Below are 26,406 nucleotides of genomic sequence, written 5' to 3'. Positions count from 1 at the left end.
CCGACGGTTCCCTAGCCCTCGTCGCCCGCCCGGTAGACGCCGAACACCGCGCCCTGCGGGTCCCGGAGCACCGCGATGCGCGGGCCCTCGGGGACCGATGTCGGTTCCATGAGGACGCCGCCGCCCGCCTGTGTACTCGCCTCGGCGGTGGCCTCGACGTCCTCGACGGCGAAGTACGGCAGCCAGTGCGAGGGCACCTCGTGCGGGAACTTGTCGCCCATCTCCACCATGCCGCCGAAGTCGGCGCCGCCGATGCCCCACTGCGTGTAGTGCTCCGAGGCGTTGACGGTCCAGCCGAACACCGTCGTGTAGAACGCGGTGACCAGGCCGGGGGTACGTGTCATCAGCTCGACCCAGCCGAGCGCGCCGGGGGCGTTGAACAGCCCGGCGCCGGCGAAGGAGCGCGCCTGCCAGAGCTGGAACACCGCGCCGCCCGGGTCGGCCACCACCGCGAAACGCCCCAGGTCGAAGACGTCCATCGGCTCCATGACGACCGAGCCGCCCGCCTCCCGTACCGCCCGCACGGTCGCGTCGGCGTCTGGCACCGCGAACGACACGTTCCAGGCGACCGGCTGCGACTCCTGGAACAGCGGGGTCAGGGCGGCGACCGCCGCGTCGCCGAGGTGCGCGAGCGTGTAGCCGCCCGCCTCCACGCGCGGATCCGTCTCCGGGCGCCAGCCGAAGACATCGGAGTAGAACCGCTTGGCCGCCTCCAGGTCACTGGTCCCCAGCTCGGTCCAGCAGGGCCCGCCGGGCACCGCCTTGTCCAGTTTCATGGCCGACCTTCTTTCCGGCTTTCGAGCCTTCTGGCTTGAGCAGGTCACTCTCCTGCGTGAGCACGTCAGGAGCGTGACAGGCCCCTCCTCGCACGCTAGTCCTGGCCACGGGCCCCGGCGAGCCGACGGAAAACCACATGGCGGCGCCACCCGGTGAGGCGTACTCTCGCCCGCGTACCGCACCTCATGGCGGCCTCCTCACGTACCCGATCCGGAGGTCTCCGCATGCCCGCGCTCACGGTGCGTCCCTTCCACCGCGACGACCGCGACCAGCTCACCGAACTCGTCAACGCGCATGTAGCCGCTGTCGTCCCCGGTGTCTCCGTCTCCGTGAACACCGTGCTCAGCGGTATGACACGGCAGCCGGACGAGTTCATCACCGACCCCTGGGTGGCCGAGCGGATCACGCTCGTCGCCGAGCAGCGGCGGTACGTGGTGGCCGGCGCGCATCTCCTGCGCTACCGCGCCGACACCGAGGTCGGCGAGAGCTTCCGCGACGCCGGCGCGATCGACTGGTTCGTCTGCCATCCGCCCGCCTCCTTCTGGCCGGACTCCGACCAGGCCTCCGATCTGCTGATGGCGGCCTGTCTGGCCCAGCTGGCCCGCTGGAACGTCCGCCTCCGCTACGCCGACGGATCTCTCCCCGCACCCGTCGTCTACGGCCTGCCACGGCCCTGGCCGCACATCCGTGCCGCCTACGAACGGGCCGGGTTCCGGCACACGGGAGACACCGAGGTCATCCTGATCGCCGACGTGGCCGATCTGCCGTCGTTCACACCCCTGCCGGGAGTCTCCGTCGACCGCACGCTCGGCGAGTGCGGCACCCGCTTCACGGCCCACGCCGACGGGCGCGTACTCGGCTTCATCGAGGTCGACACCGCCCTGGACCGCCCCGAACGTCACGCACGCAGCGGCGGCCTCGCCGACATCGGCAACCTCCACATCGAGCACCCGGTGGACGGCCTGGAGAACTGGCTCCTCGCCCAGGCCGCCCACTGGCTGCGGCTCTCAGGAGTACGGAGGCTCTTCGCGTACGAGGCCGCCGGCGCCGCGGAAGCGATCGGCAGGCTGACCGGCGCCGGGTTCCACGAGCTGACGCGCACGGACCGCGGGTGGGAGCACCTTCCGTAGGACGCCCCTCAGGGCACCCTCACGCGCCACCGCGCCGCCCGGCCGGCACCGGTGCCGTGCTCGACCGCACGACGAGTTCGGTCGCCAACTCCACCCGGGGCGAGTCGAGTTCCTCGCCCCGGGTGAGCTTCAGGACCGTACGGACCGCGAGTTTGCCCATCTCGGCGAGGGGCTGGCGGACCGTGGTGAGCGGAGGAGCCGACCAGCGGACTTCCGGAAGGTCGTCGAAACCCACCACGCTCATGTCCTCCGGGACGCGAAGCCCCCTCCGCCGCAGTGCCTCGACCGCGCCCATCGCCATCTGGTCGCTCGCGGCGAAGAGCGCCGTGGGCGGCTCGGTGAGGCCGAGAAGGGTGTTGCAGCCCGTGAAGCCGGACTCCTGGTAGAAGTCGCCGGGCACCATCAGCGACGCGTCGACGGCGATCCCGGCACGGTCCAGGGCCGCGCGGTAGCCGTCGAGGCGGGCCCGGGAGCAGAGCAGCCGGGGCGGACCCGCGACGAACCCGATCCTGCGATGGCCGAGCCGCAACAGGTGCTCGGTGGCGGCCATCCCGCCCGCCCAGTTCGTCGCCCCGACCGTCGGCACGTCCAGCGCGGGGGAGCCCGCCGGGTCGATCACCACGAGGGGTACGCCGAGGCGGCGCAGCTCCTCGTGCAGCACCGGTTCCAGGACGGAGGTCACCAGGACGACGCCGTCCGAGGCGCGGGCCCGCAGGTTCGTCATCCACTGGCGCGCGTCGCCCGAGCGGTTGTGGATCGCCGAGACGACCGTGCCGATGCCCGCGGCGTGCGCGACCTCCTCCACACCGCGGATGATCTCCACGGCCCAGGGGCTGTCGAGGTCGTTGAAGACCAGGTCGAGCAGGGCGGCACGGGTGCGGGGGGTGGCCGCCGGCCGTCTGCGGTAGCCGTGCCGGTGCAGCAGGTCCTCGACCCGGGCCCGGGTCCCGGGCGCCACGTCCGACCGGCCGTTGACCACCCGGGACACGGTCGGTACGGAGACACCGGCCTCCCGCGCGATCTCCGTGATCGTGACCTTGCCCCGACCCTCCCGCATCGCACTCTCCCCGGCGTCCCCCACGGTCAACTGCCCCTCCTCCGTTGACGGTTACCACGTACGCCTCTACCGTTCCGGGCGCACTCTCGAAACTTTGCAGAAGTCTTCCGGAAATTCCGGGATCGACGTGAAGCCATCATGAGAGGGACGTCCATGAAGCTCCAGAGCTTACGCAGAGCCGCGTCGGTGACCCTGGCCGCGGCGTCGCTCGTGATCGGGGGAGCCGTCTCCGGTCATACGGCGGGCGGGTCCGGGCAGGCCGACGGTTCAGGACGGGCCGACAGCTCGGGCCAACAGGCCGCCGCCGCGCCCGTGTTGCGGGACCTCGCCGCCGCCAAGGGCATCTACTACGGGACGGCCGTCACGGCCTCCAAGCTGACCGGCACGTACGGCACGATCGTCGGCGAGCAGTTCGACTCGATCACGCCGGGCAACGAGATGAAGTGGGGCTCGGTCGAACCGACCCGCGGCAGCTTCAACTGGTCGGGCGCCGACGCCGTCGTGAACTACGCCGAGGCGCACGCGCAGCAGGTCCGCGGCCACACCCTGGTCTGGCACAGCCAACTGCCGAGCTGGGTCAGCAACGGCAGCTGGAACGCCGACAGTCTGCGCACCGTCATGACCGACCACATCGCCACCGAGGCCGGCCGCTACAAGGGCCGCATCGACCACTGGGACGTGGTCAACGAGCCGTTCAACGAGGACGGCACCCGCCGCCAGTCGGTGTTCCAGACGGCGATCGGTGACTCGTACATCGCCGACGCGCTGCGGGCGGCCCGCGCCGCCGACCCGGCCGCGAAGCTGTACGTCAACGACTACAACGTCGAAGGCGTCAACGCGAAGAGCACCGCCCTCTACAACCTGGTCAAGTCCCTCAAGGAGCAGGGCGTCCCGATCGACGGCGTCGGACTGCAGGCCCATCTGATCCTCGGCCAGCTGCCGTCGACGTTGCAGGCCAACATCCGGCGCTTCGCCGACCTCGGCGTGGATGCCGCGATCACCGAGCTCGACATCCGCACGACGGTCCCGCCGACCAGTGCCCAACTCGCCCAGCAGAAGGCCGAGTACAAGGCCGTCACCGCCGCCTGCGTCGCCGTGTCGCGCTGTGAGGGCGTCACCGTCTGGGGCTTCACCGACTCCGACTCGTGGATCCCCGACGTGTTCCCCGGCTACGGCGCGGCGACCCCGTACGACGAGAACTTCCAGCCGAAGCCCGCCTATTACGGCATCGCCGAGGCACTCGGCTGGACCGACGGCGGTACGAATCCACCGGCGGGCGCCTGCGCGGTGACGTACGCCGTGCAGAGCCAGTGGAACACCGGCTTCACCGCGCAGGTGACCATCAGGAACAGGAGCACCGCCGCCGTCAACGGCTGGACCCTGGCGTGGAGTTGGCCCGCCGGGCAGAGCGTGACGCAGGCCTGGAACGCCACCGTCACCCAGTCGGGCTCCGCGGTCTCCGCGGCCAACGCCACCTACAACGCGGCGATCGCGCCCGGTGCGTCGGTCACCTTCGGCTTCAACGGCTCCTGGTCCGGCAGCAACACCGCACCCACCGCCTTCACCCTCAACGGAACGGCCTGCACGGTGTCCTAGGACCACGACCAGGACCAGGACGGGACCTGACCGTCGGTACTCGTCATCAGGTGAACTGCCCTGATCGGGTGGAGAGTTGAGCGGATGACGCGGCGGCGGACACCGTGGAGCTCACGTCCGCGCCCCCGACAGGGCGGAGCACCCGCGTCGGTACGGCCCCCTGGTCGCGGAGGCTGGGGGCCGTACCGTCCCACCAGTCGGCGTTGCCGTCCTCGATACAGCGGAGCAGGACCCCTTCGCGCAGCGCCCAGGGGCAGAGGGTCATCTCGTCGATGCCCATCAGCTTCATCGTGGTGTGCGCGACGATCGCCCCGGCCAGCGACTGACCGGCACGCGCGGGGGAGATACCCGGCAGGAGGGCACGATCGGCGGCGGGCAGCACGGCCAGCCGCTCGACGGCCACGCGGAGGTCGGTACGGGTGATGCCGCGCGGAGTGAAGGGCCCCGACCGGCCCGGGGCCGCGCCGCACAGCCGGCCCAGCTGCTGGAGCGTACGCGAGGTGGCGACCGTCGTACGCGGCGCCTCCCAGCGGATACGGGCCGCGACGTCACGCAGCTGATGCCGCACGTGCCGACGCAGCAGCTTGGCCCGGCGAAGCGACGGCGGGTCCTGGCCGCGGAAGAACTCGCGGGTCAGCCGGCTGGCCCCCAGCGGCAGCGAGATCGCGAAGTCCGGCAGCTTGCTCCGGCCGAACGCCACCTCCAGCGTGCCGCCCCCGATGTCCAGCATGGCCAGCGGCCCCGCGCGCCAGCCCATCCAGCGCCGCGCCGCCAGGAACGTCAGCTCCGCCTCGACCTCGCCGGGCAGCACATGCAGCGGTACACCCGCCTCCGCGGTGACCCGATCCAGGATCTCGGGGCGGTTCGGGGCGTCCCGCACGATCGCCGTGGCGAAGGCGAAGGGCTGGGTCACCCCCCATCGACTACCTTCCACCCGGGCCTCCGCCACCGCCTCCACCAGCCGGTTCACCTGTTCCTCCGGCAGATGACCACCCCGCTCGACATGGTCGGAGAGCCTCAGCCGGCGCTTGGCCGTGTGCACGGGGAGCGGAACGGCCCCGTCCGTCTCCGCGATGACGAGTCTTACCGTGTTCGAGCCGACATCCAGTACACCCATACGCATCCCCTCCCCGTACCCTTGGCGGCCCTCGGCACACAGGTGCGGGAATACCGGTCAGGCCCTGTTTGGGTGTTTATAGGTGGGTACTATGCCTTTATGGACACCTTCGGCAGGGAGATAGCCATCCCCCACGAAGTCGTGGCCGGCGCGGCCCCCTTCGTGGTGGGACTTCTGATCACGGCGATGCTGGTCGTCGCGGTGTGGTGGGGGATGCGGGTGCGCGCCCGGGAACCCGGTCCACCTCGCCCCGAGGACCACCCTCACCTGCCCGCGGGCGGCGCGGTCCATGAGATCAGCGAGATGCGCGAGCCCGACGAGATGCCGCACAACGGCAGCGTCCTCACCCCGCACGAGCTGCACGGCAACGTGTCCTCGCGCCGCGCCAAGGACCAGACGCGGTCGATCTGGGGCCGCAACAGCAGCGGCGGCTTCGGCAGCGGCGGGCTCGGCCACCACTGAGGGGCTGGACCATCACTCAGCGGCTGGACCACCGCTGAGGGGCTCGGGCAGCCCGCCCCTGTTCCGTTCCGCCGTCCTCACGCCCGCCCCGGCAGCTCGCACACGACGATGCCCTTCTCCAGCAGGCTGCCTAGGATCAGCATGCCGTCGTGCTCGTGCACGCTGGTCACCATCCGGTAGCCCGCCCGGCGGCGCCTGAGGTCGTGGCGGACACGGCCGCCCGGGCCGATGCCCAGCACCCGGGCGACGGGACGAGGGCTTACCGGCAGGGGCCGGACCGCTCGCCACGCCGCCCGTCGTACGCCCGCGGGCGCCCGGCGCAGCCAGTCGAGGGGCCGCTGCCGCGGGCCCGCCAGGGCGACCCACACCGTGCCGTCCGAGCCACGGGAGAGGTTGTCCGGGAAGCCGGGGAGGTTCTCGATCAAGGTGTCGCGCTGTCCGGTCCGCGGCCCGGACAGCCACAGCCGGGTGAGGCGGTACGCGCCTGTCTCGGCCACGGCGACCCAGGACTCGTCCTCGGCCAGCACGACTCCGTTCGCGAAGTCCAGGTCGTCCAGCAGGACTTCGGGCTCGCCCCCGCCGGGCGGGAGCCGCAGCAGCCGCCCGGTCGCCGTCCGCTCGATCAGGTCGCCGAGCCACTCGTGAAGCCCGAAACGCCTGCTGGAGGCCGTGAAGTACACCGTGCCGTCCGCCGCCGCGGCCGCGTTGCTGCAGAACCGCAACGGCTCACCCGCCACCCGGTCGACCAGAACTTCGACCCTCCCTGCTGAAGAAGAAGAGGAAGGGGAAGGGGCAGAAGGTGAAAGGTCAGAAGGTGGAGAGGACCCGGCCCCTGAGTCGGCCTCCGGCGTGACCCGCAGCAGCCCGCGCTCCGCGTCGCAGACCAGCAAACGCCCGTCCGGCAGGACTTCGAGCCCCAGTGGACGCCCTCCCGTCCGGGCGATCTGCTCCACACGGGCGGGACCGCGCGGCCGGAAACGGAGGATGCGGCCGTCGGCCACGCCTGTGATCACGCGGCCTTCACGGTCGACGACGACATCCTCGGGACCCGTGCCACCGAGGGGAATCGGACGAAGGGGCGGCAGGACGCCGGGCCCCGCGGTGCGGGCTGTCACGGAGAGTCGCGGTGTCATGAGGAGCGTTCTGCCCGTATGAGGCGCCGCAACTCCTCGACGCCTCCGTGCGCCCTCGTGCAGAGCCCCCAGGAACCCCGGGATCACGCGCTCGCCGCGGGCATCGCCCGAGCCTGGTCAGGGGCAGTTCGGCCGTTCGGCGGTCAGCGGTTCCGCAGAGCCTTGATCAGCTCGTCCTTCGACATCGACGAGCGGCCCTCGACGCCGACCTTCTTCGCCTGCTCGTACAGATCCTGCTTCGACCGGTCCTCGTACGAGCCGCTCCTGCCGCCCTTGCGCGAGGAGGATTTCGGACTGTTGGCGATCCGAGCGGCCTTCTCCTTGCCCGCGCCCTCGCGGCGCAGCGCCTGGTAGGTCGTCTCGTCCTTGATCTGCGGCCTGGGCATGGCTTCCCTTCCTCCGCTCGTCCGGGGTCGTCCGGGGACTGAACCGTCGCGCGGCACAACTCCTGGCGCCGCCCGGCGGGGGCACGTTTCGGGTACCCCCGACCGGCCACTCGGAACACATGACGCACATCGGATACACGATGATGACCGAGCAGGCCGGCCCCCGTGACCTCGTACAACACGTGGTGGCCGCGGAACGGGCCGGATTCGACTTCTCCGTCACGTCCGACCACTACTTCCCCTGGCTGGAGGAGCAGGGGCACGCCCCGTACGCGTGGAGCGTCCTCGGCGCCGCGGCGCAGGCCACCTCCACGATCCCCCTCATGACGTACGTGACCTGCCCGACGACCCGCTACCACCCGGCGGTCGTCGCCCAGAAGGCCGCCACCACACAACTGCTCGCCGAGGGCCGTTTCCGGCTTGGACTCGGTTCCGGCGAGAACCTCAACGAACATGTGGTGGGCGGCGGCTGGCCCGCCGCGCACGTACGCCTGGAGATGCTGGAAGAGGCCGTGGAGATCATCCGCGCGCTCTTCGACGGCAAGAACGTCAACCACCACGGCCCGCACTTCGACGTGGAGAACGCCCGGCTCTTCGACCTGCCGGACGAGCCGACCCCGATCGGCATCGCCGTCTCGGGCGAACGCTCCTGCGCCCTCGCCGGCCGCCTCGCCGACCTGTTGATCGCCACCGAGCCGAAGGCCGAACTGGTCGACTCCTTCGAACGGCACGGCGGCAACGGCAAGCCCAAGGTGGGCCAGCTGCCCGTCTGCTACGACCCCGACAAGGACGCCGCGGTCCGGCGGGCCCACGAACAGTTCCGCTGGTCACTGGGCGGCTGGCCGGTCAACTCCGAACTGCCCGGCCCGGCGAGCTTCGACACGGCCACCCAGCACGTCCGGCCCGAGGACGTCGCGAAGGCGATCCCGTGCGGCGACGACGTCGGCACCTTCGTCGAGGCTGTACGCCCCTACGTCACCGCGGGCTTCACCGAGGTAGCCCTGGTCCAGATCGGCGGCGACCACCAACTCCCCTTCCTGGACTGGGCCGAGAAGAAACTGCTTCCCGCGCTGAAGGACCTCTGAGGAGCCTCTGAAGGCCCCCCCGAAGGGACCTCTGGGCGAACGACCGAAGGGACGATCATGGCCATCGCCACGTACACCCTGGTAGCCCTGGACTGCCCGGACCCACCCGCCCTCGCGGAGTTCTACGCGGGCGTGCTCGGCGGCGAGGTCAAGCAGTACGACGACGACTGGTACGACCTCTACGCGCCCGGCGGCCACCGCATCTCCTTCCAACGCGCCCCGGACCACCGCCCGCCGGACTGGCCGCGCGCCGACGGCAACTCCCAGCAACTGCACCTGGATTTCCTCGTGCCGGACATCGACGCGGCCGAGCCGCAGGTACTCGCCCTCGGAGCCACCCCGCTCGACCTGGACGACGAGGGCGGCAGCCGCAGGTTCCGCGTCTACGCGGACCCGGCCGGCCACCCGTTCTGCCTGTGCTGGGAGTGACGCCAAGGGCGGTCCGCGCGGTGCCTCCGCGCAGCGCCTCCGCTCACCTCCGCGCAGCGCCTCCGCTCAGGGCCGGTACCGCAGCGGATGGTCCGCCGGCACCTCCACCACCACGATCTCGGTTCCGTCCGGATCCGCGAGCCACATCTCGATGAGCCCCCACGGCTCCTTCACCGGAGGCCGGCGCACCTCGACGCCCGCGGCCAGAAGTTCCTCGTACGCCGCTGTGACGTCCGCGACCTGGAGCCACAACTTGACGGCGGGGGAGGGGGGTTCCTCGGAGCGGCCCGCGACCTCCAGGAAACCGCCGCCGAGGAAGTAGACGGTGCCGCGCTCGGGACCCGTACCGAACTCGCGGTAGACCGGCAGGCCCAGCTTCTCGCCGTAGAAGGCGCGGGAACGCTCGGGGTCGGTGGGGCGGAGCAAGGTCCGGCTGCTCAGTACATGCACCATGTGCCCGCAGCCTAGTGGGACGGCTACGCTCGGCGGTGCCCGAGCCGCGCCCGAGATCGGAGAACCGCTCCATGGACACCGCCGCCACCGGACTGACGTTCCGCGACGCCACCGACGCCGACGTGGACGCCCTCGTCGTGCTGATCGAGTCGGCCTACCGGGGAGACTCCAGCCGCACCGGGTGGACGACCGAGGCGGACATCCTGGAGGGTCAGCGGACCGACCCGGAGGGCGTGCGCGCGGTCATCAAGTCTCCCGACAGCCGCCTGCTGACCGTCGAGCGCGACGGCACGGTGGTCGCCTGCTGTCAGCTCGAACACCGGGGTGACCACGCCTACTTCGGCATGTTCGCGGTCAGCCCCGCCCTCCAGGGCGCCGGCCTCGGCAAGGTGATCATCGCCGAGGCGGAGCGGTTCGCGCGTGAGACCTGGGATGTCAAGGAGATGCACATGACCGTGATCTCCGTACGGGAGGACCTCATCGCCTGGTACGAGCGGCGCGGTTACCGCCGTACGGGAGAGATGACTCCCTTCCCGTACGGCGACGAGCGGTTCGGCATCCCGCAGCGCGACGATCTGCGGTTCGAGCTCCTGGTGAAGCCGCTCGCATAATCGTTCCGCCTCGCGGTCCGGCCGTTACGCCGTGAAGCGGCCCGTGCGCTTGATCTCCGGATAGTCGGTGGTCGCGCCGTCCAGTTCGAGGGCGCGTACGAGGCGCAGATGGTCCTGGGTGTTCACGACCCAGCCGATGATCCGCAGGTCCGCCTTGCGGGCGCGCTCGACGACCTCCAGGGTCAGCCGCCGGATGTTCAGCACGAGACTCGTGGCGCCGACCGCGGTCGCCCGCTCGACGACATCGATGCCATAGCGGCTGGCGACCAGCGCCGTGCGGACGCCGGGGACGAGCCGCGCGGTCTCGGCGATGGCCTCGTCGTGGAACGACAGGACCTCGACCCTGCCGACCAGATCGCGCCGGTTCATCACCTCCGCCAGCGCCCGGGCCGCGGCCACGTCCTTGATCTCGGCCTGCAGCGGGGCCGTGACGGCGTCCAGGACCTCCTCGAAGACCGGGATCCGCTCACCGCGGCCGGCGTCCAGCACCCGCAGCTCGGCGAGGGTCTTCTCGGCGATCGGCCCCGAGCCGTCGGTCGTACGGTCCACGTCGGCGTCGTGCATGACGACGAGCGCGCCGTCCTTGCTCAGATGCAGATCGAGTTCGATCAGGTCGAGGCCGGCCTGCTGGGCGGCGATGAAGGAGCGGAGGGTGTTCTCGGGTTCGACACCCATGATTCCGCGGTGCCCGATGGTGAGAAAGTTCAAGGCTGACTCCGCTTCCGTCGACGGCGGCTCGGCTGCCGCGTTCCCGTGCCCACGCGGCAAGGCCGCAGCCTAATCGCCCGGCCCGGCGTTGAACCCGCTCCGGCAGCGGCCAATGAGGCCTTCCAGCGGCGAGAACAGGCCGTGCCGGGCTCCTCCCGCCTCACTCCTGCGTGGGCGAGTCCCGAGCGGGTTGACCGAACTTCGGCGGCTACCCAGCAATCGGCGGAAGTATTCGTCGCCGTGGCATCCGGCAGGAAAAAGAGCGGTGAAGACGAGGGGAGGCAGGATAATCTCCCGAGTCTCCACTTGTGGCGGAGAACCCTGCACGCATACGGTGTCCATACGCGAGGTTCTCCCGTGGAGGATGGGTCATGACGGAAATTCTTGTGCAGGTGGGTACGGAGGAGCAGGCTCCTCCGCAGGACAGGGTGGTGGAGCACCCGGCTTGGCCCGTGCTCAAGGATGCCGTGGAGCGGATCCGGCCATGGCAGTCCAAGGACGGTTCGGTCGACTTCGACGCCGAGGGCGCCCCGGATCAGGCCGAAGCCGGTCTCACCGTGCGCCGGGTCATCGACGCGGTCGAGGAACTCTCCCCGCTCCTTCCACACGACACCGCCTACCACGAGGCGCTGGTCAAGGACCTGCACCGCTGGGCGGAGGGCGGCTTCCAGGTCCCCGACTTCCTCGACTCCCTGCTGGCCTTCCAGCCCGCCGCACACCGCGAGGACGGGCTCCAGCACCTGGTCGTCTTCCCGATGTACACGCAGAACGGCAATCCGGACCGCAACTTCGAAGCGGTCGTCCTGCGCATGGTCTGGCCCGAGTGGCTGGCCGATCTTGAGCGCACCCGCTACGACAACCCGATGTTCTGCGGCATCACCTTCGAGGACTTCACGGCCGGATACGACACCAACTCGGCCGTCCTCTTCCCGGAGACCATCGCCGTGCGCGAGGCGCCGGAACGATTCTCCTGGGGCGGTATCTTCTGCGACCGCGAGGCCGCCCGCTTCCGCAAGGTCACCGAGGCCGCCGTCGGCACGCTCGGCCTCGAACTGCCCGACGACATCCGCGAGATGGTCGGCGACCAGGCGCGCTGCGAGCAGGCCTTCGTCCTGTGGGACATGGTCCACGACCGCACCCACAGCCACGGCGACCTGCCCTTCGACCCCTTCATGATCAAGCAGCGCCAGCCGTTCTGGATGTACGGCCTGGAGGAGCTGCGCTGCGACCTCACCGCCTTCAAGGAGGCCGTGAAACTGGAGGCCGACGGCTTCCCGCAGGGCCGTGACGTGCAGTACGCAGTGCTGTTCGACCGCCTGTTCCGCTTCCCCGTGACCGGCGACCGCGTCCGCAACTACGACGGGCTCGGCGGCCAGCTGCTCTTCGCCTACCTGCACAAGCACGACGTCGTCCGCTGGACCGACAACAAGCTGCACATCGACTGGCAGCGCGCCCCGCAGGTCACCAACCAGCTGTGCGCCGAGATCGAGAAGCTGTACCGCGACGGCATCGACCGGCCGAAGCTGGTCCACTGGTTCGCCGCGTACGACATGGTGTCCCAGTACCTCGCCCCGCACCCGGGATCCCGCTGGGCCAAGGGCCCGGACGCCCTCGATCTGAACCAGCCGCCGCGAAAGCTCGTGGACGACGTGCTTCCGGACGAGTTTCCCCTGAGCATGTTCTATGAGGCCCTCTCCAAGAAGCTGAAGAACGTGATCGCCTCCACCAAGGGCATCACGGCGGAGAGTGCCGAGCGGGTGGCCGCGTGAGCGACCGCGCCAAGAACACTGCTCAGGAGGCGAAGATCATGGGGAATGGGGCTCTCAGCGGTGCGGTGATCGCGGTGGCCGGCGCGGGCGGACCCGCCGGCCGGGCGGCGCTCCTGCGGCTCGCCGAGGCGGGAGCGACCGTCGTCGGCTCGGACAACGATCCCGAGCGGCTCGCGGAGGCGGTGGACGCTGCCCGCTACGCGCACGGCGGCTCCACGGTCGTCGGCGACACGGTCGACCTGCTCGACCTGCAGTCCAGCCACGACTGGGCCGCCCGCATCGAGAAGGACTTCGGGCGGGTCGACGGCCTGGTCCACCTCGTGGGCGGCTGGCGCGGCAGCGAGACCTTCACCAGGACCAGCCTCGACGACTGGGACTTCCTGGAGATGCTGCTGATCCGGACCGTGCAGCACACTTCCCTCGCCTTCCACGAGGCACTGCAGCGCAGCGACCGCGGCCGGTACGTCCTGATCAGCGCCGCGGGCGCCAGCAAGCCCACCGCGGGCAACGCCGCCTACTCCGCCGCCAAGGCCGCGGCCGAGGCATGGACGCTGGCCATGGGCGACTTCTTCCGCAAGGCCGGAGTCGCCGAGGGCGCGGACGGGGCGACGTCGGCGGCTGCCATCCTGGTGGTGAAGGCGTTGGTGCACGACGCGATGCGCGCCGAGCGCCCGAACGCGAAGTTCGCGGGCTTCACGGACGTCAAGGAGCTGGCCGAGGCCATCACCGACGTCTGGGAGCGGCCCGCCTCCGAAGTGAACGGAAAGCGTCTGTGGCTGACCGAGAAGCGGTGAACCCTCCGAAGACCGACGCCCGGCGGCGTCACGACCCGGAGATCCGCGGATTCGCCAGTGACAACTACGCGGGGGCCCACCCCGAGGTGCTCGCCGCCCTGGCCCTGGCCAACGGCGGGCACCAGATCGCGTACGGCGAGGACGACTACACCGATCACCTCCAGCAGGTGATCCGGGGCCACTTCGGCGCGAGTGCCGAGGCGTTCCCCGTCTTCAACGGCACCGGCGCGAACGTCGTGGCGCTCCAGGCGCTCACGGACCGCTGGGGCGCGGTGATCTGTGCGGAGAGCGCGCACATCAACGTCGACGAGGGCGGCGCCCCCGAGCGCATGGGCGGGCTCAAGCTCCTCACGGTGCCCACGCCCGACGGCAAGCTCACCCCTGAGCTGATCGACCGGCAGGCGTACGGCTGGGACGACGAGCACCGTGCGATGCCGCAGGTCGTCTCGATCACCCAGAACACCGAGCTGGGCACCGTCTACACGCCCGACGAGGTCCGCGCGATCTGCGAGCACGCCCACGCGCACGGCATGAAGGTCCACCTCGACGGTGCCCGGATAGCCAACGCGGCCGCCTCCCTTGACGTCCCGATGCGGGCGTTCACCAACGCGGTCGGCGTGGACGTCCTGTCCTTCGGCGGCACGAAGAACGGCGCGCTGTTCGGCGAAGCCGTGGTCGTCCTCAACCAGGACGCCGTCAGCCACATGAAGCACCTGCGCAAGCTGTCGATGCAGCTCGCCTCCAAGATGCGCTTCGTCTCGGTGCAGTTGGAGGCGCTGCTCGCCAAGGACCTGTGGCTGCGCAACGCCCGCCACGCGAACGAGATGGCCCAGCGCCTCGCCGAGGGCGTCCGCGCGGTCCACGGCGTCGAGATCCTCCACCCCGTGCAGGCCAACGCCGTCTTCGCACGGCTGCCCCACGACGTGAGCGAGCGCTTGCAGAAGCGCTACCGCTTCTACTTCTGGGACGAGGCCGCGGGCGACGTCCGCTGGATGTGCGCCTTCGACACGACCGAGGACGATGTCGACGGCTTCGTGGCGGCGCTCAAGGAGGAAATGGCCCGCTAGCTCCCCAGTGTCGGCGTGCATAGGTATGCGGTCACTTGAAAAGTAATTGACTCTCGGGTGATCGCATTCCTATGCTCTGCGGGCATGGAGCTGATCCAGAACACCCCCGACCTGTCCGCATACTTGGCTGCTGGCGAGGTGGTCGACCATCACCATCCACTCGTGCGGGAGACGGCTGCCCGTCTCGCCGAGGGGGTGGCGGACTCGTATGAGTATGCGCGCGCCGCGTACGAGTTCGTGCGCGACACCGTCCCGCACTCCCAGGACGCGGGCGACCCGCGCGTCACCTGGCGCGCGTCCGACGTCCTGGAGCTGCGCACCGGCATCTGCCACGCCAAGGCGCACGCGCTCGCCGCGCTCCTGCGGGCCGAGGACATCCCCACCGCCTTCTGTTACCAGTCGCTTCTCCACGACGACGGAAGCGGGCACGTCGTGCACGGTCTGGTCGCCGTGCGGTTCAACGGGGCCTGGCACCGGCAGGACTGCCGCGGCAACAAACCGGGCGTGGATGCCCGGTTCTCGCTCGACGGCGAACGGCTGGCCTTCCCCGTCGACCCGCAGTCCAATGAGATGGACTATCCAGTACTGTACGCTGAACCTCATCCGGTCGTCCTGAGCGCCCTCAAGGCAGCCCCCGACCGGCCGCACCTGTGGAGGACCCTCCCCACCGCACTCTGAGGCAAGGCAGGCAAGGCAGACGATGACACTCCCGCTCACCGTGTCCGACGAGGTCCGCGCCCTCGCACCCGGTTTCACGCACCTCGCCATCGAGGCGTACGGCCTCGTCAACGGGCCCAGTACGGACGCCACCTCGGAGCTCCTCGACGACGCGGCCCGCCGTCTCGCGGCCCGCCTCGACGGGCGCGCCCCGCACGAGGACCCGCACATGGCCGCCTGGCGCGAGGTCTACACGGCGTTCGGCTCCAAGCCCTCGCGTACGCGCAACTCGGCGGAGGCGCTGGCGAAGAGGGCCCTCTCGGACGCCGGGCTGCCCCGGATCAACGTGCTGGTCGATCTCTACAACGCGATCAGCGTCGCCCATCTGATCCCCGTCGGCGGGGAGGACCTCGACCACATCCAGGGCGGGATGCGTCTCGTGCGCGCCACGGGCGACGAGGAGTTCGTCACCGTCGCGGCGGGGGAGGAGACCGTCGAGCACCCCGACGCCGGCGAGGTGGTGTGGTGCGACGAGAGGGGCGTGACCTGCCGCCGCTGGAACTGGCGCCAGGGCCCGCGCACCCGCCTCACCGAGGAGTCGGCCTCGGCGGTCTTCCTCCTGGAGAGCCTCACACCGATGCCGGTCGCCGACGTGGAGGCCGCGGGAGCCGAACTCGCCGAACTGCTGGAGAAGTTCAGCCCGGGGGCGCGGATCACTGTGCACGCGCCTCGGTAGCGGCTCGACGCAACCGGCCTCTCAGAGGGCCTCGGCGGCCTTGACCTCTTCGGGGGTGGGGGCCGTGCCGCCGAGGTGGGCCGGCATCCACCAGGTGTCGTTGGGGCCCTTGGGGCGTACGGGGTAGGCGCGCTGCGCGGCTTCCAGGAGCTCCTGCACGCGCTCGCGCAGCTGGCGGGTGATCGCGCCCGCGTACTTGTCGCGCGAGGCCTCTATGGCCTCGCCGACGCGGATGGTGATCGGGAAGTGGCTGCGCTTGAAGTGGCGCGGGTGGCCCTTGGTCCACAGCCGCTGCGTGCCCCACACCGCCATCGGGATCAGCGGGACGCCGGCCTCCTGGGCCATGCGCGCGGCACCCGACTTGAAGCTCTTCAGCGTGAACGACTGGGAGATCGTGGCCTCGGGGAAGACGCCTACGATCTCGCCGGAGCGCAGCGAGTCGAGCGCGTGGGCGTACGCCGCCTCGCCGTTCTTGCGGTCCACCGGGATGTGCTTCATGTTGCGCATCAGCGGGCCGGAGATCTTGTGCCGGAAGACCGACTCCTTCGCCATGAAGCGGACCAGACGCTTCTGCGGCAGGGCTGCCAGACCGTCGAAGATGAAGTCGAGATAGCTGATGTGGTTGCTCACCAGCACCGCACCGCCCGAGCGCGGGATGTTCTCCGTTCCCTTGAGGTCGATCTTCAGGTCCCAGGCCTTGAACAAAGTCTGGGCGAGACCGATGGCGGGACGGTAGGCAAGCTCAGCCATGGACGGAAGGGACCCTTCTCTCTGGTCTGCCTGGGAAGGGGGCTCCCGGCGGGAAGTTACGCTGCCGTAGGTTTACGGCATTGCGCAGATCGTGCCCCAAGAACGGACGAGTGGCCAGTGTTCGTGCCGCGCCAGGGCGAGATCCTCGTCACGTCACCCCTTGATCCACCTCGGAGTTTTAAGCCGCCTTTACTCTGCGCGAACCGTGAGTCGACGTACGAGCAGGTACATCTCACACCCGAGGCAGTACCCGAACGCCGCGTTCAGAAACGCCGCCGCGAGCGCCGCCCCGGTCGCCGCGAGCCCCAGCCACTCGGGCCCCACTCCGTAGCCGATCAAACCCAGCGCCGCGAACGCGAAACCGACCGCCTGTGCGAACCGTGGCGGCTCCGGCGCCTCGAACTCCGTCGGCGGCCCGATCCGCGGACGCACCGCCTTGCGGAACAGCCAGCCGTACGGGGAACGCGCCACGCCACCGGCGGCGCCGAGCGCGAACGCCAGTGTCTGCCAGGCCAGCAGCCAGGCGCTGCCGGTGATCAGTACGACCGCCAGTACGACGGCCGTCACGGCCGCTCCGAAACGCGGCCCTCTTGCATCGATGTCCATGGATCAAGCATTCCGCATGGAAAACGATCCGTTGACACGGGAATCTTTGCAGTCTCGTGAATGCTGAAGCCGAGGATGGCCGGAATCGTGGTGTGCGTGGTGGTGCTCGTGGCGGCGAGCGCCTTCGGAGTGCTGAACCGACGGCGGAGCGGGAGAGTCAGAGTGCGCGGGCGGGACGGCGGAAAACGGCTGGGCGCGGCCGAGTTGGGCGAGGACCTCGGTGAGCGCGCCACGCTCGTCCAGTTCTCCAGCGCCTTCTGTGCGCCTTGCAGGGCGACCCGCAGGGTCCTCGGCGAGGTCGCCGGACTGGTCCCGGGCGTGACGCACGTCGAGATCGACGCCGAGGACCACCTCGACCTCGTACGGGAACTCGACATTCTCAAGACGCCGACCGTGCTCGTCCTCGACGCGGACGGACGCGTGGTCCGGCGCGCGACGGGACAGCCGCGCAAGGCGGACGTGATCGCCGCGCTCGGCGAGGCGGTCGGAACACCCTGACCTGTGAAGCTGGACAAGGCTGGAGGGCACCGGTGACGCATCTCCCATATGCCGGGACGCACTTGACTGCACGCACCACCTATCGTCAGCCTGACCGTATGCCCATGGAACTCCTTCTCGTCGAGCGCGAACGCCCTCGGACCGCGGCTGCCGCCCGCTGCGCGAGCGCGCACTGTCCGGGCTGTTGACCAGCCCAGGACCTGCTCGTCGCCTCCCGCAGAAGGACAACTCCATGACGGCCACGCCCGATCTCGGAACCCCTCGGCTCACCTCTCCCGAACTCGCCTCCCCGGACCTCCTGCGCTCCGTCTTCCGGCGCCATGCGGCCGGAGTCGCCGTGATCACGGCCCAGGGCGGCGAGGGCCCCGTGGGCTTCACCGCCACCTCGCTCACCTCGGTGTCCGCCGAGCCCCCGCTGGTCTCCTTCGGTGTCGGCACCGGCGCGTCCAGCTGGCCGGCGATCGCCGAGAGGGACCACGTCGGCGTCCACATACTCGGCGAGCACCAGCGCGAACTGGCGGCCACCTTCGCCCGCAGCGGCGCTGACCGCTTCGGCGCGCCCACCGCCTGGCGGGAGGGCCCCGAGGGCGTCCCCGTGCTGGACGACGTCCTCGCCTGGCTCGTCTGCCGGGTCGTGGCCCGTGTGCCGGCCGGGGACCACCGCATCGTGCTGGCCGAGGTGGTCCTCGGGGACCCCGCCGGCGCCGGCCGCCCACTCCTGTACCACCAGGGCGACTTCAAGGGGCTGCGGGAATGACGCGTCGGGCCGTACGGCCCACCTCGCCTGCGGGAGCGTCGAGTTCCGATTACGCTGCGTTGCGAAGGTCACAGTTCAAAGCGCTTGCTTAGAGGGAACCACCTGCGGGAGCGTAGATGTGCGTACTGGCGAGTAATATTTCGCCCGGAGCGCGGGTCGCCCCCACCGGGAACGGCCGCTTCAGGCGCCTATGCTGCCCCTAAGCAGGCAGCCCAGAAAAAAGACGATGCAGTAGGAGAGCCGGCGTGAGCTTGAGGATCGTTGTCACCGTGAAGTACGTGCCCGACGCCACTGGCGACCGGCACTTCGCCGATGACCTGACCGTCGACCGTGACGACGTGGACGGCCTGCTGTCGGAGCTCGACGAGTACGCGGTCGAGCAGGCCCTGCAGATCGCCGACGAGGCCGACGACGCGGAGATCACCGTGCTGACCGTCGGCCCCGAGGACGCCAAGGACGCCCTGCGCAAGGCGCTGTCCATGGGCGCCGACAAGGCGATCCACGTCGAGGACGACGACCTGCACGGCACCGACATCATCGGTACGTCGCTCGTGCTGGCCAAGGCCATCGAGAAGGCCGGCTACGACCTGGTCATCTCCGGCATGGCGTCCACCGACGGCACCGCCGGTGTCGTCCCGGCGCTGCTCGCCGAGCGGCTGGGTGTCCCGCAGGTCACGCTGCTCTCCGAGGTCTCCGTCGAGGACGGCGTGGTCAAGGGCCGCCGTGACGGCGACACCGCCTCCGAGCAGCTGGAGGCCTCCCTGCCGGCCGTCGTGTCGGTCACCGACCAGTCGGGCGAGGCGCGTTACCCGTCCTTCAAGGGCATCATGGCCGCCAAGAAGAAGCCGGTGCAGTCCTGGGACCTGGAGGACCTGGAGATCGAGACGGACGAGGTCGGTCTCGAAGGCTCCTGGACCAAGGTCGACTCCGCCACCGAGCGCCCGGCACGCACCGCCGGCACGATCGTCAAGGACGAGGGCGAGGGCGGCAAGCAGCTCGCCGAGTTCCTCGCGGGCCAGAAGTTCATCTAGAGCCCGTTCGAGGCTCGCTGAACCTCCATCCGCCGACCGCCCCTCATCTTTCGCAAGCAGGAGAGCATTCCCATGGCTGAAGTTCTCGTCTATGTCGACCACGTGGACGGTGCCGTCCGCAAGCCCACCCTTGAGCTGCTGACGCTGGCCCGCCGCATCGGCGAGCCCGTCGCCGTCGCGCTGGGCCCCGGCGCCGCCGACACCGCCGCCGCACTCGCCGAGCACGGCGCGGTCAAGGTCCTCACGCACGACGCCGCGGAGTACGCCGACTACCTGGTCGTCCCGAAGGTGGACGCGCTCCAGGCAGCGTACGAGGCCGTCTCCCCGGCCGCCGTGCTCGTGCCGTCCTCCGCCGAGGGCAAGGAGATCGCCGCCCGTCTCGCGGTCCGCATCGGCTCGGGCATCATCACCGACGCCGTCGACCTGGAGGCCGGCGACGAGGGCCCGGTGGCCACGCAGTCCGCGTTCGCCGCCTCCTTCACCACCAAGTCCCGCATCTCCAAGGGCACCCCGGTCATCACGGTCAAGCCGAACTCGGCCGCCGTGGAGGCCGCCCCGGCCGCCGGTGCCGTCGAGGCCCTCGCGGTCTCCTTCTCGGACAAGGCGACCGGCACCAAGGTCACCGGCCGCACCCCGCGCGAGTCGACGGGCCGCCCCGAGCTGACCGAGGCCGCGATCGTGGTCTCCGGCGGCCGCGGTGTCAACGGCGCCGAGAACTTCGGGATCATCGAGGCCCTCGCCGACTCGCTCGGCGCGGCCGTCGGCGCCTCGCGTGCCGCGGTGGACGCCGGCTGGTACCCGCACACCAACCAGGTCGGCCAGACCGGCAAGTCGGTCTCCCCGCAGCTGTACATCGCCTCCGGCATCTCCGGCGCGATCCAGCACCGCGCCGGTATGCAGACCTCGAAGACGATCGTCGCGGTCAACAAGGACGCCGAGGCGCCGATCTTCGACCTGGTCGACTACGGCGTGGTCGGCGACCTCTTCGAGGTCGTCCCGCAGCTCACCGAGGAGATCAACACCCGCAAGGGCTGATCGGCTTCAGGGGTGCCCCGCAGGCGTTTCGCGGGTACCTCGTGACCTACGAGGCCCCGGTGACCGTCACGGTCACCGGGGCCTCGTCTCATGCCAGGGTCAGCGACGCCTGTACGGGCAGATGGTCGCTCGGGAACTGTCCGCCCACGGCGAAGGTGTTGATCGACGCCCGGTGCGAGGTCACGCCGGGCGTGGCGAGTATCCAGTCGATGCGGTCGCCGTCCGGCGTCAGGGGCCGGTAGCCGTGGAAGGTGGCGTACAGCGCGCTCCGCTCGGCCGCGGTGTCCCAGGTGTCGGTGAGTCCGGCGGCCAGCATCGTGTCGTAGACGGCGTTCTTGTGGGCGGCGACGTTGAAGTCGCCGGTCACCAGCAGCGGCAGGGTCCGGTCGAGCCCGGCGATCCGTGCGGCGATCAGGGACGCCGCACGCGCGCGTGCGTTCTGGCTCGCGTTGTCGAGGTGGGTGTTGAGGAAGTAGAACTGCCGGTCCCCGTCGCCCAGGTCACGGAAGCGGACCCAGGTCACCATGCGTATGGACCCGCCGCCCCAGGTGTTCGAGCCGATCACGTTGGGGGTGTCGGAGAGCCAGAAGTGGTCGTACTCGACCGGGGCGAGTCTGCGGGTGTCGTAGTAGACCGCCATGAACTCGTCGCGGCTGCCGCCCGCGCGGCCCGTGCCGATCCAGTCGTAGTGCGTGCCGAGGTCGGCCTCGATGTCGCGTACCTGCTGGTAGAGACCCTCCTGGACACCCATGACGTGCGGCTGCTCCTGGCGCAGGAGTTCGCGCATCACGGGGCGGCGGACGGCCCAGCTGTTGGGCTCGGCGGTGCTCGCGTACCGCAGATTGAACGACATGACCTCCATCCGGCGGCTCCTCGGTATTCGGTTCGCGGCGGCGGCGGATGAGGTCGACAGTGCTGTACTGGACAGAGGCAGCGTGACCGCCGCGGCGAGCGCGGTCTTGAGGCCCAGGCGGCGCGTGACTCGACTGCGATGGGGCACGGGTGGCTCCTTCTGTGGCCGATGCCGGTTCCCGTGGGGGACACCGGGTCTGCTGCGGACAGCGGGCGAGTCGTGCGCATCGCAGTCTCGAAGCTCGGCGTGAACATGTCGAGATCCCGGGATGGACCCCGAAGGAAGTCCCGGGGACGGCCCCTGAGGGAATTCAGGGGCGGCCGCGGTGCGAATCCCGGACGGCCGGGGAAGGGATCCGGCCATGGCCCGGGAACGAATCTGGACGTGGCCCGGCAGGGTATCGGAGGCGGTCGGAGCGAGATCCCTCGGGGTGGCCCGGGTGGACGGAGGGTGTTGACCGGCGGGAAGGTCCGCGGATAACTTCGCTCTACGGATATTTGATTCCGTGAAGCGGAAAACGGGAGGGCGTGGAATGGGTCAGGGCCAGCAGGAGAAAGTGGCGACGAGCCTCGCGGGCGCGGTCAGCGAGGAGATCAGCGCCTCCCTCGCCCCGGTCGACGCCGAGTTGGAGCGCTGCTACCCCGGCGACCCCGGCACCCGCCAGCCCGTCCACACCGTGTACGTCCCCGGTGACGTCTTCGCCGCCGACACCATCCGTTCCTGGGGCGACCAGGCCCTCGCGGCCCTCGACGAACACGCGCCCGACGCCGCCTCCTTCGCCGCGGTCCTCGGCCTCTCCGACGACCTCGCAGCGCCCGTGTACGACCGTGTACGAGCCAAGCTGGAGCGCGAACCCATCGAGGACCTCCGCGTCGACTTCGAGGACGGCTACGGCCCGCGCCCGGACGCCGAGGAGGACGAGGCGGCGGCCCGCGCGGCACGGCTGGTGTCGCAGGCGTACGAGAACCGCACGGCGGCCCCGTACATGGGCATCCGCATGAAGTGCATGGAGGCGCCGGTCCGCGACCGTGGCATCCGCACCCTCGACATCTTCCTGACCGGCCTGATGGAGGCGGGCGGCCTGCCCGACGGGCTCGTGCTGACCCTCCCCAAGGTGACCTATCCCGAACAGGTCACGGCCATGGTGCGGCTCCTGGAGGAGTTCGAGAAGGCGCGCGGCCTGGAGCAGGGCCGGATCGGCTTCGAGATCCAGATCGAGACCAGCCAGTCCATCCTCGCCACCGACGGCACCGCGACCGTCGCCCGCATGATCCAGGCGGCGGAGGGGCGGGCCACGGGCCTGCACTACGGCACCTTCGACTACAGCGCCTGCCTCGGCGTCTCCGCCGCCTACCAGGCCAGCGACCACCCGGCCGCCGACCACGCCAAGGCGATCATGCAGGTCGCGGCCGCGGGCACCGGCGTCCGCGTCTCGGACGGCTCCACGAACGTCCTGCCGGTCGGCCCGACGCCCAAGGTCCACGACGCCTGGCGGCTGCACTACGGCCTCACCCGCCGCGCCCTCGCCCGCGCCTACTACCAGGGCTGGGACATGCACCCCGGCCACATCCCGACGCGCTACGCGGCCGTGTTCGCGTTCTACCGCGAGGGCTTCGAGCAGGCTGCGGGACGTCTCGCCCGGTACGCCAACCACGCCGGCGGCGACGTCATGGACGAGCCCGCCACCGCCAAGGCCCTCAGCGGCTACCTCCTCCGCGGCCTCGACTGCGGCGCCCTCGACATCGCGGAGGTGGCCCGAGCGGCGGGCCTGACCCGAGCCGACCTGGAGACTTTCGCAACCCCGAGGCGAGCGGACCTGACAATCTCGGCCAAGTAGTGCGCTCTTGAGGGGCGCGGGGAACTGCGCGACAAGCCACAACCGGCCCGCAGGTTCAAGACGGCCCGGGGCACCCCGCACACCGTGGCACCCCGCACGTAGCGACCAAGTCACAGCGACAGCGCCCCCGCCCCGGCTGTCACTTCCGCCCCGTACTCTGGATGCCACTCATTGGTGTGACTCAGGAACGGGGCAGCGGTGTCTTCGGGGGAAAACCAGCAACCAGGGGAGAAGGACCGACCGGACGGGCCCGACCAGCCCGACGGGATCGGCCGGCTCCTCGTCGGACGCTACCGCGTCGTCGCCCAACTGGGCCGCGGCGGCATGGGCGTCGTCTGGCGGGCACTCGACGAGGTCCTCGGCCGCGAGGTCGCGGTCAAGGAACTCCGTACGTACTCGGACGCGGGCGCGCCCGAACTGGCCGACCTGGGGCTGCGCATGCAGCGCGAGGCGCGCGCGGCGGCCCGCGTGCGCCACCCCGGAGTCGTCGCCGTGCACGATGTGGCGGAGGTCGACGGCCGGCCGCTGATCGTCATGGAACTGGTGGACGGACCGTCCCTGGACGACGTCCTGCGCGAGCGCGGCACCCTCGACGCACGCGAGGTGGCCGGAATCGGCGCGAAGGTCATGGACGCGCTCTCCGCGGCCCACCGCGTCGGAGTGCTCCACCGTGACGTGAAGCCCGGCAACATCCTGCTCGACCGCTCCGGCCGGGTCGTCCTCACCGACTTCGGCATCGCCACGATGGACGACCCGGGCGACGGCTCCGCCACCCATCTCACCCGCAGCGGCGAACTGGTCGGCTCTCTGGACTACCTGGCACCTGAGCGGGCGCAGGGCCACGAACCGGGCCCCGCCTCCGACATCTGGGCCCTGGGCGCCACGCTGTACGCGGCCGTCGAGGGAGCCTCGCCGTTCCGGCGTACGTCGACGTGGTCCACCCTCACGGCGATCGTGGTCGAACCGCTGCCGGAGCCGCAGCGCGCCGGACCGCTCGGCCCTGTTCTGCGGCAACTGATGCACAAGCAGCCGGAGTCCCGCCCGGACGCCGACGAGGCGAGCCGCCTGCTGCAAGGGGTGGCGGACGCCACCACCGGCCCGGACTCGGCGACCACGGGCCTGCGACCGCCCACGCCCCGGCCGCGCGAAGCGACCGAGCGGAGCGTGCCGGCGGTGCCGCCGGGCTTCGGCCCACCCGAGTCGGCCGGCGCGGGCTTCGGGCCCGCGGGCGAGGACAGGGCGGAGGCCGGCTCCTTCGGCGGCTCCGCGCCCGGCGCACCGGCGGCGGGCCACGCGGGCTTCGGCGCCCCGGAACCGAGCGGGACCGGGGCCGCGGACTCGGGTACAGGAGCAGCCGCGTTCGGCGCCGCGGGCGTCGGTACCGGGACCGGATCCCCCGGAGCCGGAGAAGGCCGGCCGGGGCCCGCAGGTCCGGCGACGGACGGGACGGGCGCCTCGACACCTGCCTCGGCCTCCGCGGCAGGCGGTTACGGGCCCGGCTTCCCGGACGCGGGCCCGACAGCACCCGGTTCTCAGCAGGCAGGCGGTCACGGCATGCCGTCGGCCGCGGCTTCCTCCATACCGGCCCCGACGCCCGGACCGGGCTTCGGGCCGCCCGAGTCGATGGCTCAGCCCGCCGTTCCGGCGGGCCCCCGGCGCCGCAAGGGCCGGGTCCTTCTCGCCGCAGCGGCGGTCACCGTCGTGCTGGCCGCGACCGGCGTCACCGTCGCCCTCATGAACGGCGGCGACGAGTCGAAGCCCACCGCCGGGCCCAAGGTTTCCCAGGGCGGCGGCGCCACCCCGTCCGAGGGCGCGAGCCGCGGCTCGATCGACCTGTCGGACGACACCGAGCCCACGGAACAGGGCGACAACAAGGAGTCCGTGAAGCCGAGCGAGAAGCCGGAGCACACCGAGGACACCAAGCCCACGGACAAGGCACCCGCCGCCTCGCCCAGGCCCAGCGAGGGCGGCACCACGGGCGGCGGTTCGGACGGCGGCACGACCGGTGGAGGCGAGGACCCCACTCCCGCCCCGGTCTGCCACGCCATCGGCGGCGGCAAGTACAACTGCGAGGTCTGGAAGACGTCCACGTCCTACACCGCGTCCGGCGCCGAGGCGGGCACCCTCAACGCGGGCACCAACTACTTCTACTGCCAGCAGAACCTCGGCCGCCGCGAGACCTACGGCGAGTGGACGAACGTCTGGTGGGCGAAGACCGACGACGACAGCGGCAACACGAACGTCTTCGTCAGCGACGTCTACATCAAGGGCGGCGACAACGACGCGCCGGTTCCGGGGCTGCCGGTCTGCTGACCCGGCAGGTACTTCTCCAGTCCGGAGGCCGTCGTCCACCCCTCCTCGGCGAAGAGCCGGGTGCCCGCGGTGCACAGCCGCAGATCGCCGCGCGCCTTGGCGCAGAACTCCTCGGGCGTGGCGCCGAACAGGTCCCGCAACCGCGGTGACCGGCCGAGGAGTTGGGTGAGCAGCGGCCGCTCGCCGGGATGCCTCAGCGGCGCCCCCGTACCGTCGTGGAGGATTCCGCGCCGGTTGACGTAGAGGTGGGCCCCGTCGAGTGTGGCGCCCGACTCCAGCTCGATCCGGACGTCGGCGGCGGGCAGCGACACACGGTCGTACGCCCCCGCCGGCGCCATGACGCCCTCGCTCGCGTCGACCGCCGCGAGCTGTGCCGGGTCCAGCCAGGTGAGGAACAGCTCGCGGGTGTGCCCGGGCGCGTGAAAGGGCGACGCGGACACGTACCCCATCGCGCTGACGTGCGCCGAGACGCCCACCTCCAGCCCGGTGACCCGCGCCTTGACCAGCGGGAGCGGGGACGACAGCTCGTACTCCCGCATCTTGTGCCGGAGTTGCGCGGGGCAGGCGTTGGAGCCGACCGCGAGGACCGGGACGCGGTCCGGGAACGTGTGGCGGGTGAGGGGCAACAGCCGGTCCCCGTCCAGGAGTCCTGATTCCCTGGGCCAGGCGCCCGGATAGGCCAGCGGATGGTCGCGCGGCGCCTCGGCCAGGCCAAGAGCTTCCAGCGTGCGGTCCGCGTACGGGTCCTGTGCCGTCATG

At 70.8% G+C, this 26,406-nt stretch carries 28 protein-coding genes; 17 read left to right on the top strand and 11 right to left on the bottom strand.

Translation table 11 applies throughout. The features are described from left to right. Positions 1 to 11 precede the first annotated feature (11 nt). Entirely contained in the window at positions 12 to 776 is a 765-nt protein-coding gene (locus ACFWXQ_RS13355) for a VOC family protein (protein WP_383942571.1), read from the bottom strand. Between the two features lie 225 nt (positions 777 to 1,001). Here ACFWXQ_RS13355 and ACFWXQ_RS13350 point away from each other — a divergent pair, with 225 nt between their 5' ends. Further along, positions 1,002 to 1,907: an N-acetyltransferase gene (locus tag ACFWXQ_RS13350; protein WP_383942574.1), complete on the top strand. Its 906-nt coding sequence runs from the start codon at positions 1,002 to 1,004 to the stop codon at positions 1,905 to 1,907. 19 nt (positions 1,908 to 1,926) lie between these two features. Here the strand turns inward: ACFWXQ_RS13350 and ACFWXQ_RS13345 are convergent, their stop codons facing one another. After that, entirely contained in the window at positions 1,927 to 2,964 is a 1,038-nt protein-coding gene (locus tag ACFWXQ_RS13345; RefSeq protein ID WP_383942576.1) for a LacI family DNA-binding transcriptional regulator, read from the bottom strand. A gap of 138 nt (positions 2,965 to 3,102) precedes the next feature. On the opposite strand from ACFWXQ_RS13345, the gene ACFWXQ_RS13340 reads away from it, so the two are divergent. Next, on the top strand, positions 3,103 to 4,560 hold the full coding sequence (locus tag ACFWXQ_RS13340; RefSeq protein ID WP_383942579.1) for an endo-1,4-beta-xylanase: 1,458 nt from the start codon (positions 3,103 to 3,105) through the stop codon (positions 4,558 to 4,560). A 46-nt stretch (positions 4,561 to 4,606) separates the two neighbouring features. On the opposite strand, the gene ACFWXQ_RS13335 is transcribed toward ACFWXQ_RS13340, so the two are convergent. After that, entirely contained in the window at positions 4,607 to 5,683 is a 1,077-nt protein-coding gene (locus ACFWXQ_RS13335) for a Ppx/GppA family phosphatase (protein WP_383942582.1), read from the bottom strand. 93 nt (positions 5,684 to 5,776) lie between these two features. Here ACFWXQ_RS13335 and ACFWXQ_RS13330 point away from each other — a divergent pair, with 93 nt between their 5' ends. After that, positions 5,777 to 6,139 (top strand): DUF6479 family protein, encoded by a 363-nt coding sequence (locus tag ACFWXQ_RS13330; protein WP_383942584.1) that lies wholly within the window; start codon positions 5,777 to 5,779, stop codon positions 6,137 to 6,139. A 77-nt stretch (positions 6,140 to 6,216) separates the two neighbouring features. Here the strand turns inward: ACFWXQ_RS13330 and ACFWXQ_RS13325 are convergent, their stop codons facing one another. Continuing rightward, complete coding sequence (locus tag ACFWXQ_RS13325; protein WP_383942587.1) at positions 6,217 to 7,272, bottom strand: SMP-30/gluconolactonase/LRE family protein; 1,056 nt, start codon at positions 7,270 to 7,272, stop codon at positions 6,217 to 6,219. Positions 7,273 to 7,415: 143 nt separating this feature from the next. Next, positions 7,416 to 7,658: a Rho termination factor N-terminal domain-containing protein gene (locus tag ACFWXQ_RS13320; RefSeq protein ID WP_383942590.1), complete on the bottom strand. Its 243-nt coding sequence runs from the start codon at positions 7,656 to 7,658 to the stop codon at positions 7,416 to 7,418. 119 nt (positions 7,659 to 7,777) lie between these two features. Between ACFWXQ_RS13320 and ACFWXQ_RS13315 the strand changes: the two genes are divergently transcribed. Then, positions 7,778 to 8,743 (top strand): LLM class F420-dependent oxidoreductase, encoded by a 966-nt coding sequence (locus ACFWXQ_RS13315; protein ID WP_383942592.1) that lies wholly within the window; start codon positions 7,778 to 7,780, stop codon positions 8,741 to 8,743. Between the two features lie 57 nt (positions 8,744 to 8,800). Next, complete coding sequence (locus tag ACFWXQ_RS13310; protein ID WP_383942595.1) at positions 8,801 to 9,172, top strand: VOC family protein; 372 nt, start codon at positions 8,801 to 8,803, stop codon at positions 9,170 to 9,172. Between the two features lie 66 nt (positions 9,173 to 9,238). Here ACFWXQ_RS13310 and ACFWXQ_RS13305 read toward each other — a convergent pair whose 3' ends face one another. Then, on the bottom strand, positions 9,239 to 9,625 hold the full coding sequence (locus tag ACFWXQ_RS13305) for a VOC family protein (RefSeq protein WP_383942598.1): 387 nt from the start codon (positions 9,623 to 9,625) through the stop codon (positions 9,239 to 9,241). A 71-nt stretch (positions 9,626 to 9,696) separates the two neighbouring features. Between ACFWXQ_RS13305 and ACFWXQ_RS13300 the strand changes: the two genes are divergently transcribed. Then, a complete protein-coding gene (locus ACFWXQ_RS13300; protein WP_383942601.1) occupies positions 9,697 to 10,236 on the top strand; it encodes a GNAT family N-acetyltransferase in 540 nt (179 codons plus the stop codon). A 24-nt stretch (positions 10,237 to 10,260) separates the two neighbouring features. On the opposite strand, the gene ACFWXQ_RS13295 is transcribed toward ACFWXQ_RS13300, so the two are convergent. Next, positions 10,261 to 10,944 (bottom strand): glycerophosphodiester phosphodiesterase, encoded by a 684-nt coding sequence (locus ACFWXQ_RS13295; protein ID WP_383942603.1) that lies wholly within the window; start codon positions 10,942 to 10,944, stop codon positions 10,261 to 10,263. Between the two features lie 371 nt (positions 10,945 to 11,315). Here ACFWXQ_RS13295 and ACFWXQ_RS13290 point away from each other — a divergent pair, with 371 nt between their 5' ends. The 5 genes from ACFWXQ_RS13290 to ACFWXQ_RS13270 all read left to right on the top strand — a co-directional run bounded on the left by ACFWXQ_RS13290 (position 11,316) and on the right by ACFWXQ_RS13270 (position 15,967). Beyond that, positions 11,316 to 12,713 carry a DUF6421 family protein gene (locus ACFWXQ_RS13290; protein WP_383942606.1) on the top strand — a complete coding sequence of 466 codons (1,398 nt, stop codon included), beginning with the start codon at positions 11,316 to 11,318 and terminating at the stop codon, positions 12,711 to 12,713. 38 nt (positions 12,714 to 12,751) lie between these two features. Next, on the top strand, positions 12,752 to 13,507 hold the full coding sequence (locus tag ACFWXQ_RS13285; protein WP_383942631.1) for an SDR family NAD(P)-dependent oxidoreductase: 756 nt from the start codon (positions 12,752 to 12,754) through the stop codon (positions 13,505 to 13,507). Next, positions 13,504 to 14,574 (top strand): low specificity L-threonine aldolase, encoded by a 1,071-nt coding sequence (locus ACFWXQ_RS13280; RefSeq protein WP_200402000.1) that lies wholly within the window; start codon positions 13,504 to 13,506, stop codon positions 14,572 to 14,574. The genes ACFWXQ_RS13285 and ACFWXQ_RS13280 overlap by 4 nt, the downstream gene beginning before the upstream one ends. Before the next feature lie 84 nt (positions 14,575 to 14,658). Next, complete coding sequence (locus tag ACFWXQ_RS13275; RefSeq protein ID WP_383942609.1) at positions 14,659 to 15,252, top strand: transglutaminase domain-containing protein; 594 nt, start codon at positions 14,659 to 14,661, stop codon at positions 15,250 to 15,252. A gap of 22 nt (positions 15,253 to 15,274) precedes the next feature. Further along, positions 15,275 to 15,967, top strand: a complete 693-nt coding sequence (locus ACFWXQ_RS13270) for a B3/4 domain-containing protein (RefSeq protein WP_383942612.1) — start codon at positions 15,275 to 15,277, stop codon at positions 15,965 to 15,967. Positions 15,968 to 15,988: 21 nt separating this feature from the next. On the opposite strand, the gene ACFWXQ_RS13265 is transcribed toward ACFWXQ_RS13270, so the two are convergent. Both ACFWXQ_RS13265 and ACFWXQ_RS13260 read right to left on the bottom strand, forming a co-directional pair. After that, positions 15,989 to 16,717 (bottom strand): lysophospholipid acyltransferase family protein, encoded by a 729-nt coding sequence (locus ACFWXQ_RS13265; RefSeq protein WP_383942614.1) that lies wholly within the window; start codon positions 16,715 to 16,717, stop codon positions 15,989 to 15,991. 189 nt (positions 16,718 to 16,906) lie between these two features. Continuing rightward, positions 16,907 to 17,323, bottom strand: coding sequence for a DUF4395 domain-containing protein (locus tag ACFWXQ_RS13260; RefSeq protein WP_383942617.1), 417 nt, complete (start codon positions 17,321 to 17,323; stop codon positions 16,907 to 16,909). 75 nt (positions 17,324 to 17,398) lie between these two features. Here ACFWXQ_RS13260 and ACFWXQ_RS13255 point away from each other — a divergent pair, with 75 nt between their 5' ends. The 4 genes from ACFWXQ_RS13255 to ACFWXQ_RS13240 all read left to right on the top strand — a co-directional run bounded on the left by ACFWXQ_RS13255 (position 17,399) and on the right by ACFWXQ_RS13240 (position 20,644). Continuing rightward, positions 17,399 to 17,821 carry a thioredoxin family protein gene (locus tag ACFWXQ_RS13255; RefSeq protein ID WP_189842299.1) on the top strand — a complete coding sequence of 141 codons (423 nt, stop codon included), beginning with the start codon at positions 17,399 to 17,401 and terminating at the stop codon, positions 17,819 to 17,821. A gap of 232 nt (positions 17,822 to 18,053) precedes the next feature. After that, positions 18,054 to 18,578: a flavin reductase family protein gene (locus ACFWXQ_RS13250; RefSeq protein WP_269650724.1), complete on the top strand. Its 525-nt coding sequence runs from the start codon at positions 18,054 to 18,056 to the stop codon at positions 18,576 to 18,578. Between the two features lie 245 nt (positions 18,579 to 18,823). Next, positions 18,824 to 19,609, top strand: coding sequence for an electron transfer flavoprotein subunit beta/FixA family protein (locus ACFWXQ_RS13245; RefSeq protein ID WP_055613450.1), 786 nt, complete (start codon positions 18,824 to 18,826; stop codon positions 19,607 to 19,609). A 72-nt stretch (positions 19,610 to 19,681) separates the two neighbouring features. Beyond that, positions 19,682 to 20,644: an electron transfer flavoprotein subunit alpha/FixB family protein gene (locus ACFWXQ_RS13240; protein WP_189842199.1), complete on the top strand. Its 963-nt coding sequence runs from the start codon at positions 19,682 to 19,684 to the stop codon at positions 20,642 to 20,644. An 88-nt stretch (positions 20,645 to 20,732) separates the two neighbouring features. Here ACFWXQ_RS13240 and ACFWXQ_RS13235 read toward each other — a convergent pair whose 3' ends face one another. After that, the gene (locus ACFWXQ_RS13235; RefSeq protein ID WP_383942622.1) at positions 20,733 to 21,644 is read right to left on the bottom strand and encodes an endonuclease/exonuclease/phosphatase family protein; all 912 of its coding nucleotides are present in this window, start codon (positions 21,642 to 21,644) and stop codon (positions 20,733 to 20,735) included. Positions 21,645 to 22,029: 385 nt separating this feature from the next. Here ACFWXQ_RS13235 and ACFWXQ_RS13230 point away from each other — a divergent pair, with 385 nt between their 5' ends. Beyond that, positions 22,030 to 23,334: a DUF6986 family protein gene (locus tag ACFWXQ_RS13230; RefSeq protein ID WP_383942625.1), complete on the top strand. Its 1,305-nt coding sequence runs from the start codon at positions 22,030 to 22,032 to the stop codon at positions 23,332 to 23,334. A gap of 198 nt (positions 23,335 to 23,532) precedes the next feature. Further along, positions 23,533 to 25,647 carry a serine/threonine-protein kinase gene (locus ACFWXQ_RS13225; protein WP_386268173.1) on the top strand — a complete coding sequence of 705 codons (2,115 nt, stop codon included), beginning with the start codon at positions 23,533 to 23,535 and terminating at the stop codon, positions 25,645 to 25,647. Here the strand turns inward: ACFWXQ_RS13225 and ACFWXQ_RS13220 are convergent. Next, positions 25,593 to 26,405 carry a hypothetical protein gene (locus ACFWXQ_RS13220; RefSeq protein WP_383956972.1) on the bottom strand — a complete coding sequence of 271 codons (813 nt, stop codon included), beginning with the start codon at positions 26,403 to 26,405 and terminating at the stop codon, positions 25,593 to 25,595. The genes ACFWXQ_RS13225 and ACFWXQ_RS13220 overlap by 55 nt on opposite strands. Position 26,406 lies beyond the last annotated feature (1 nt).

Origin of the sequence: Streptomyces sp. NPDC058697, from assembly GCF_042715345.1 — a bacterium.
GTDB lineage: Bacteria > Actinomycetota > Actinomycetes > Streptomycetales > Streptomycetaceae > Streptomyces > Streptomyces liliifuscus.
The sequence above is the reverse complement of the archived record's forward strand: the minus strand, read 5'-3'. Positions and strand labels throughout refer to the sequence as shown.

Excerpts from the sequence above, each read along its gene's own strand:
- ACFWXQ_RS13355 (WP_383942571.1), bottom strand. The coding sequence starts at position 776 with ATGAAACTGGACAAGGCGGTGCCCGGCGGGCCCTGCTGGACCGAGCTG.
- ACFWXQ_RS13350 (WP_383942574.1), top strand. The coding sequence starts at position 1,002 with ATGCCCGCGCTCACGGTGCGTCCCTTCCACCGCGACGACCGCGACCAG.
- ACFWXQ_RS13345 (WP_383942576.1), bottom strand. The coding sequence starts at position 2,964 with ATGCGGGAGGGTCGGGGCAAGGTCACGATCACGGAGATCGCGCGGGAG.
- ACFWXQ_RS13340 (WP_383942579.1), top strand. The coding sequence starts at position 3,103 with ATGAGAGGGACGTCCATGAAGCTCCAGAGCTTACGCAGAGCCGCGTCG.
- ACFWXQ_RS13335 (WP_383942582.1), bottom strand. The coding sequence starts at position 5,683 with ATGCGTATGGGTGTACTGGATGTCGGCTCGAACACGGTAAGACTCGTC.
- ACFWXQ_RS13330 (WP_383942584.1), top strand. The coding sequence starts at position 5,777 with ATGGACACCTTCGGCAGGGAGATAGCCATCCCCCACGAAGTCGTGGCC.
- ACFWXQ_RS13325 (WP_383942587.1), bottom strand. The coding sequence starts at position 7,272 with ATGACACCGCGACTCTCCGTGACAGCCCGCACCGCGGGGCCCGGCGTC.
- ACFWXQ_RS13320 (WP_383942590.1), bottom strand. The coding sequence starts at position 7,658 with ATGCCCAGGCCGCAGATCAAGGACGAGACGACCTACCAGGCGCTGCGC.
- ACFWXQ_RS13315 (WP_383942592.1), top strand. The coding sequence starts at position 7,778 with ATGACGCACATCGGATACACGATGATGACCGAGCAGGCCGGCCCCCGT.
- ACFWXQ_RS13310 (WP_383942595.1), top strand. The coding sequence starts at position 8,801 with ATGGCCATCGCCACGTACACCCTGGTAGCCCTGGACTGCCCGGACCCA.
- ACFWXQ_RS13305 (WP_383942598.1), bottom strand. The coding sequence starts at position 9,625 with ATGGTGCATGTACTGAGCAGCCGGACCTTGCTCCGCCCCACCGACCCC.
- ACFWXQ_RS13300 (WP_383942601.1), top strand. The coding sequence starts at position 9,697 with ATGGACACCGCCGCCACCGGACTGACGTTCCGCGACGCCACCGACGCC.
- ACFWXQ_RS13290 (WP_383942606.1), top strand. The coding sequence starts at position 11,316 with ATGACGGAAATTCTTGTGCAGGTGGGTACGGAGGAGCAGGCTCCTCCG.
- ACFWXQ_RS13285 (WP_383942631.1), top strand. The coding sequence starts at position 12,752 with ATGGGGAATGGGGCTCTCAGCGGTGCGGTGATCGCGGTGGCCGGCGCG.
- ACFWXQ_RS13275 (WP_383942609.1), top strand. The coding sequence starts at position 14,659 with ATGGAGCTGATCCAGAACACCCCCGACCTGTCCGCATACTTGGCTGCT.
- ACFWXQ_RS13270 (WP_383942612.1), top strand. The coding sequence starts at position 15,275 with ATGACACTCCCGCTCACCGTGTCCGACGAGGTCCGCGCCCTCGCACCC.
- ACFWXQ_RS13265 (WP_383942614.1), bottom strand. The coding sequence starts at position 16,717 with ATGGCTGAGCTTGCCTACCGTCCCGCCATCGGTCTCGCCCAGACTTTG.
- ACFWXQ_RS13260 (WP_383942617.1), bottom strand. The coding sequence starts at position 17,323 with ATGGACATCGATGCAAGAGGGCCGCGTTTCGGAGCGGCCGTGACGGCC.
- ACFWXQ_RS13255 (WP_189842299.1), top strand. The coding sequence starts at position 17,399 with ATGGCCGGAATCGTGGTGTGCGTGGTGGTGCTCGTGGCGGCGAGCGCC.
- ACFWXQ_RS13250 (WP_269650724.1), top strand. The coding sequence starts at position 18,054 with ATGACGGCCACGCCCGATCTCGGAACCCCTCGGCTCACCTCTCCCGAA.
- ACFWXQ_RS13240 (WP_189842199.1), top strand. The coding sequence starts at position 19,682 with ATGGCTGAAGTTCTCGTCTATGTCGACCACGTGGACGGTGCCGTCCGC.
- ACFWXQ_RS13230 (WP_383942625.1), top strand. The coding sequence starts at position 22,030 with ATGGGTCAGGGCCAGCAGGAGAAAGTGGCGACGAGCCTCGCGGGCGCG.
- ACFWXQ_RS13220 (WP_383956972.1), bottom strand. The coding sequence starts at position 26,405 with ATGACGGCACAGGACCCGTACGCGGACCGCACGCTGGAAGCTCTTGGC.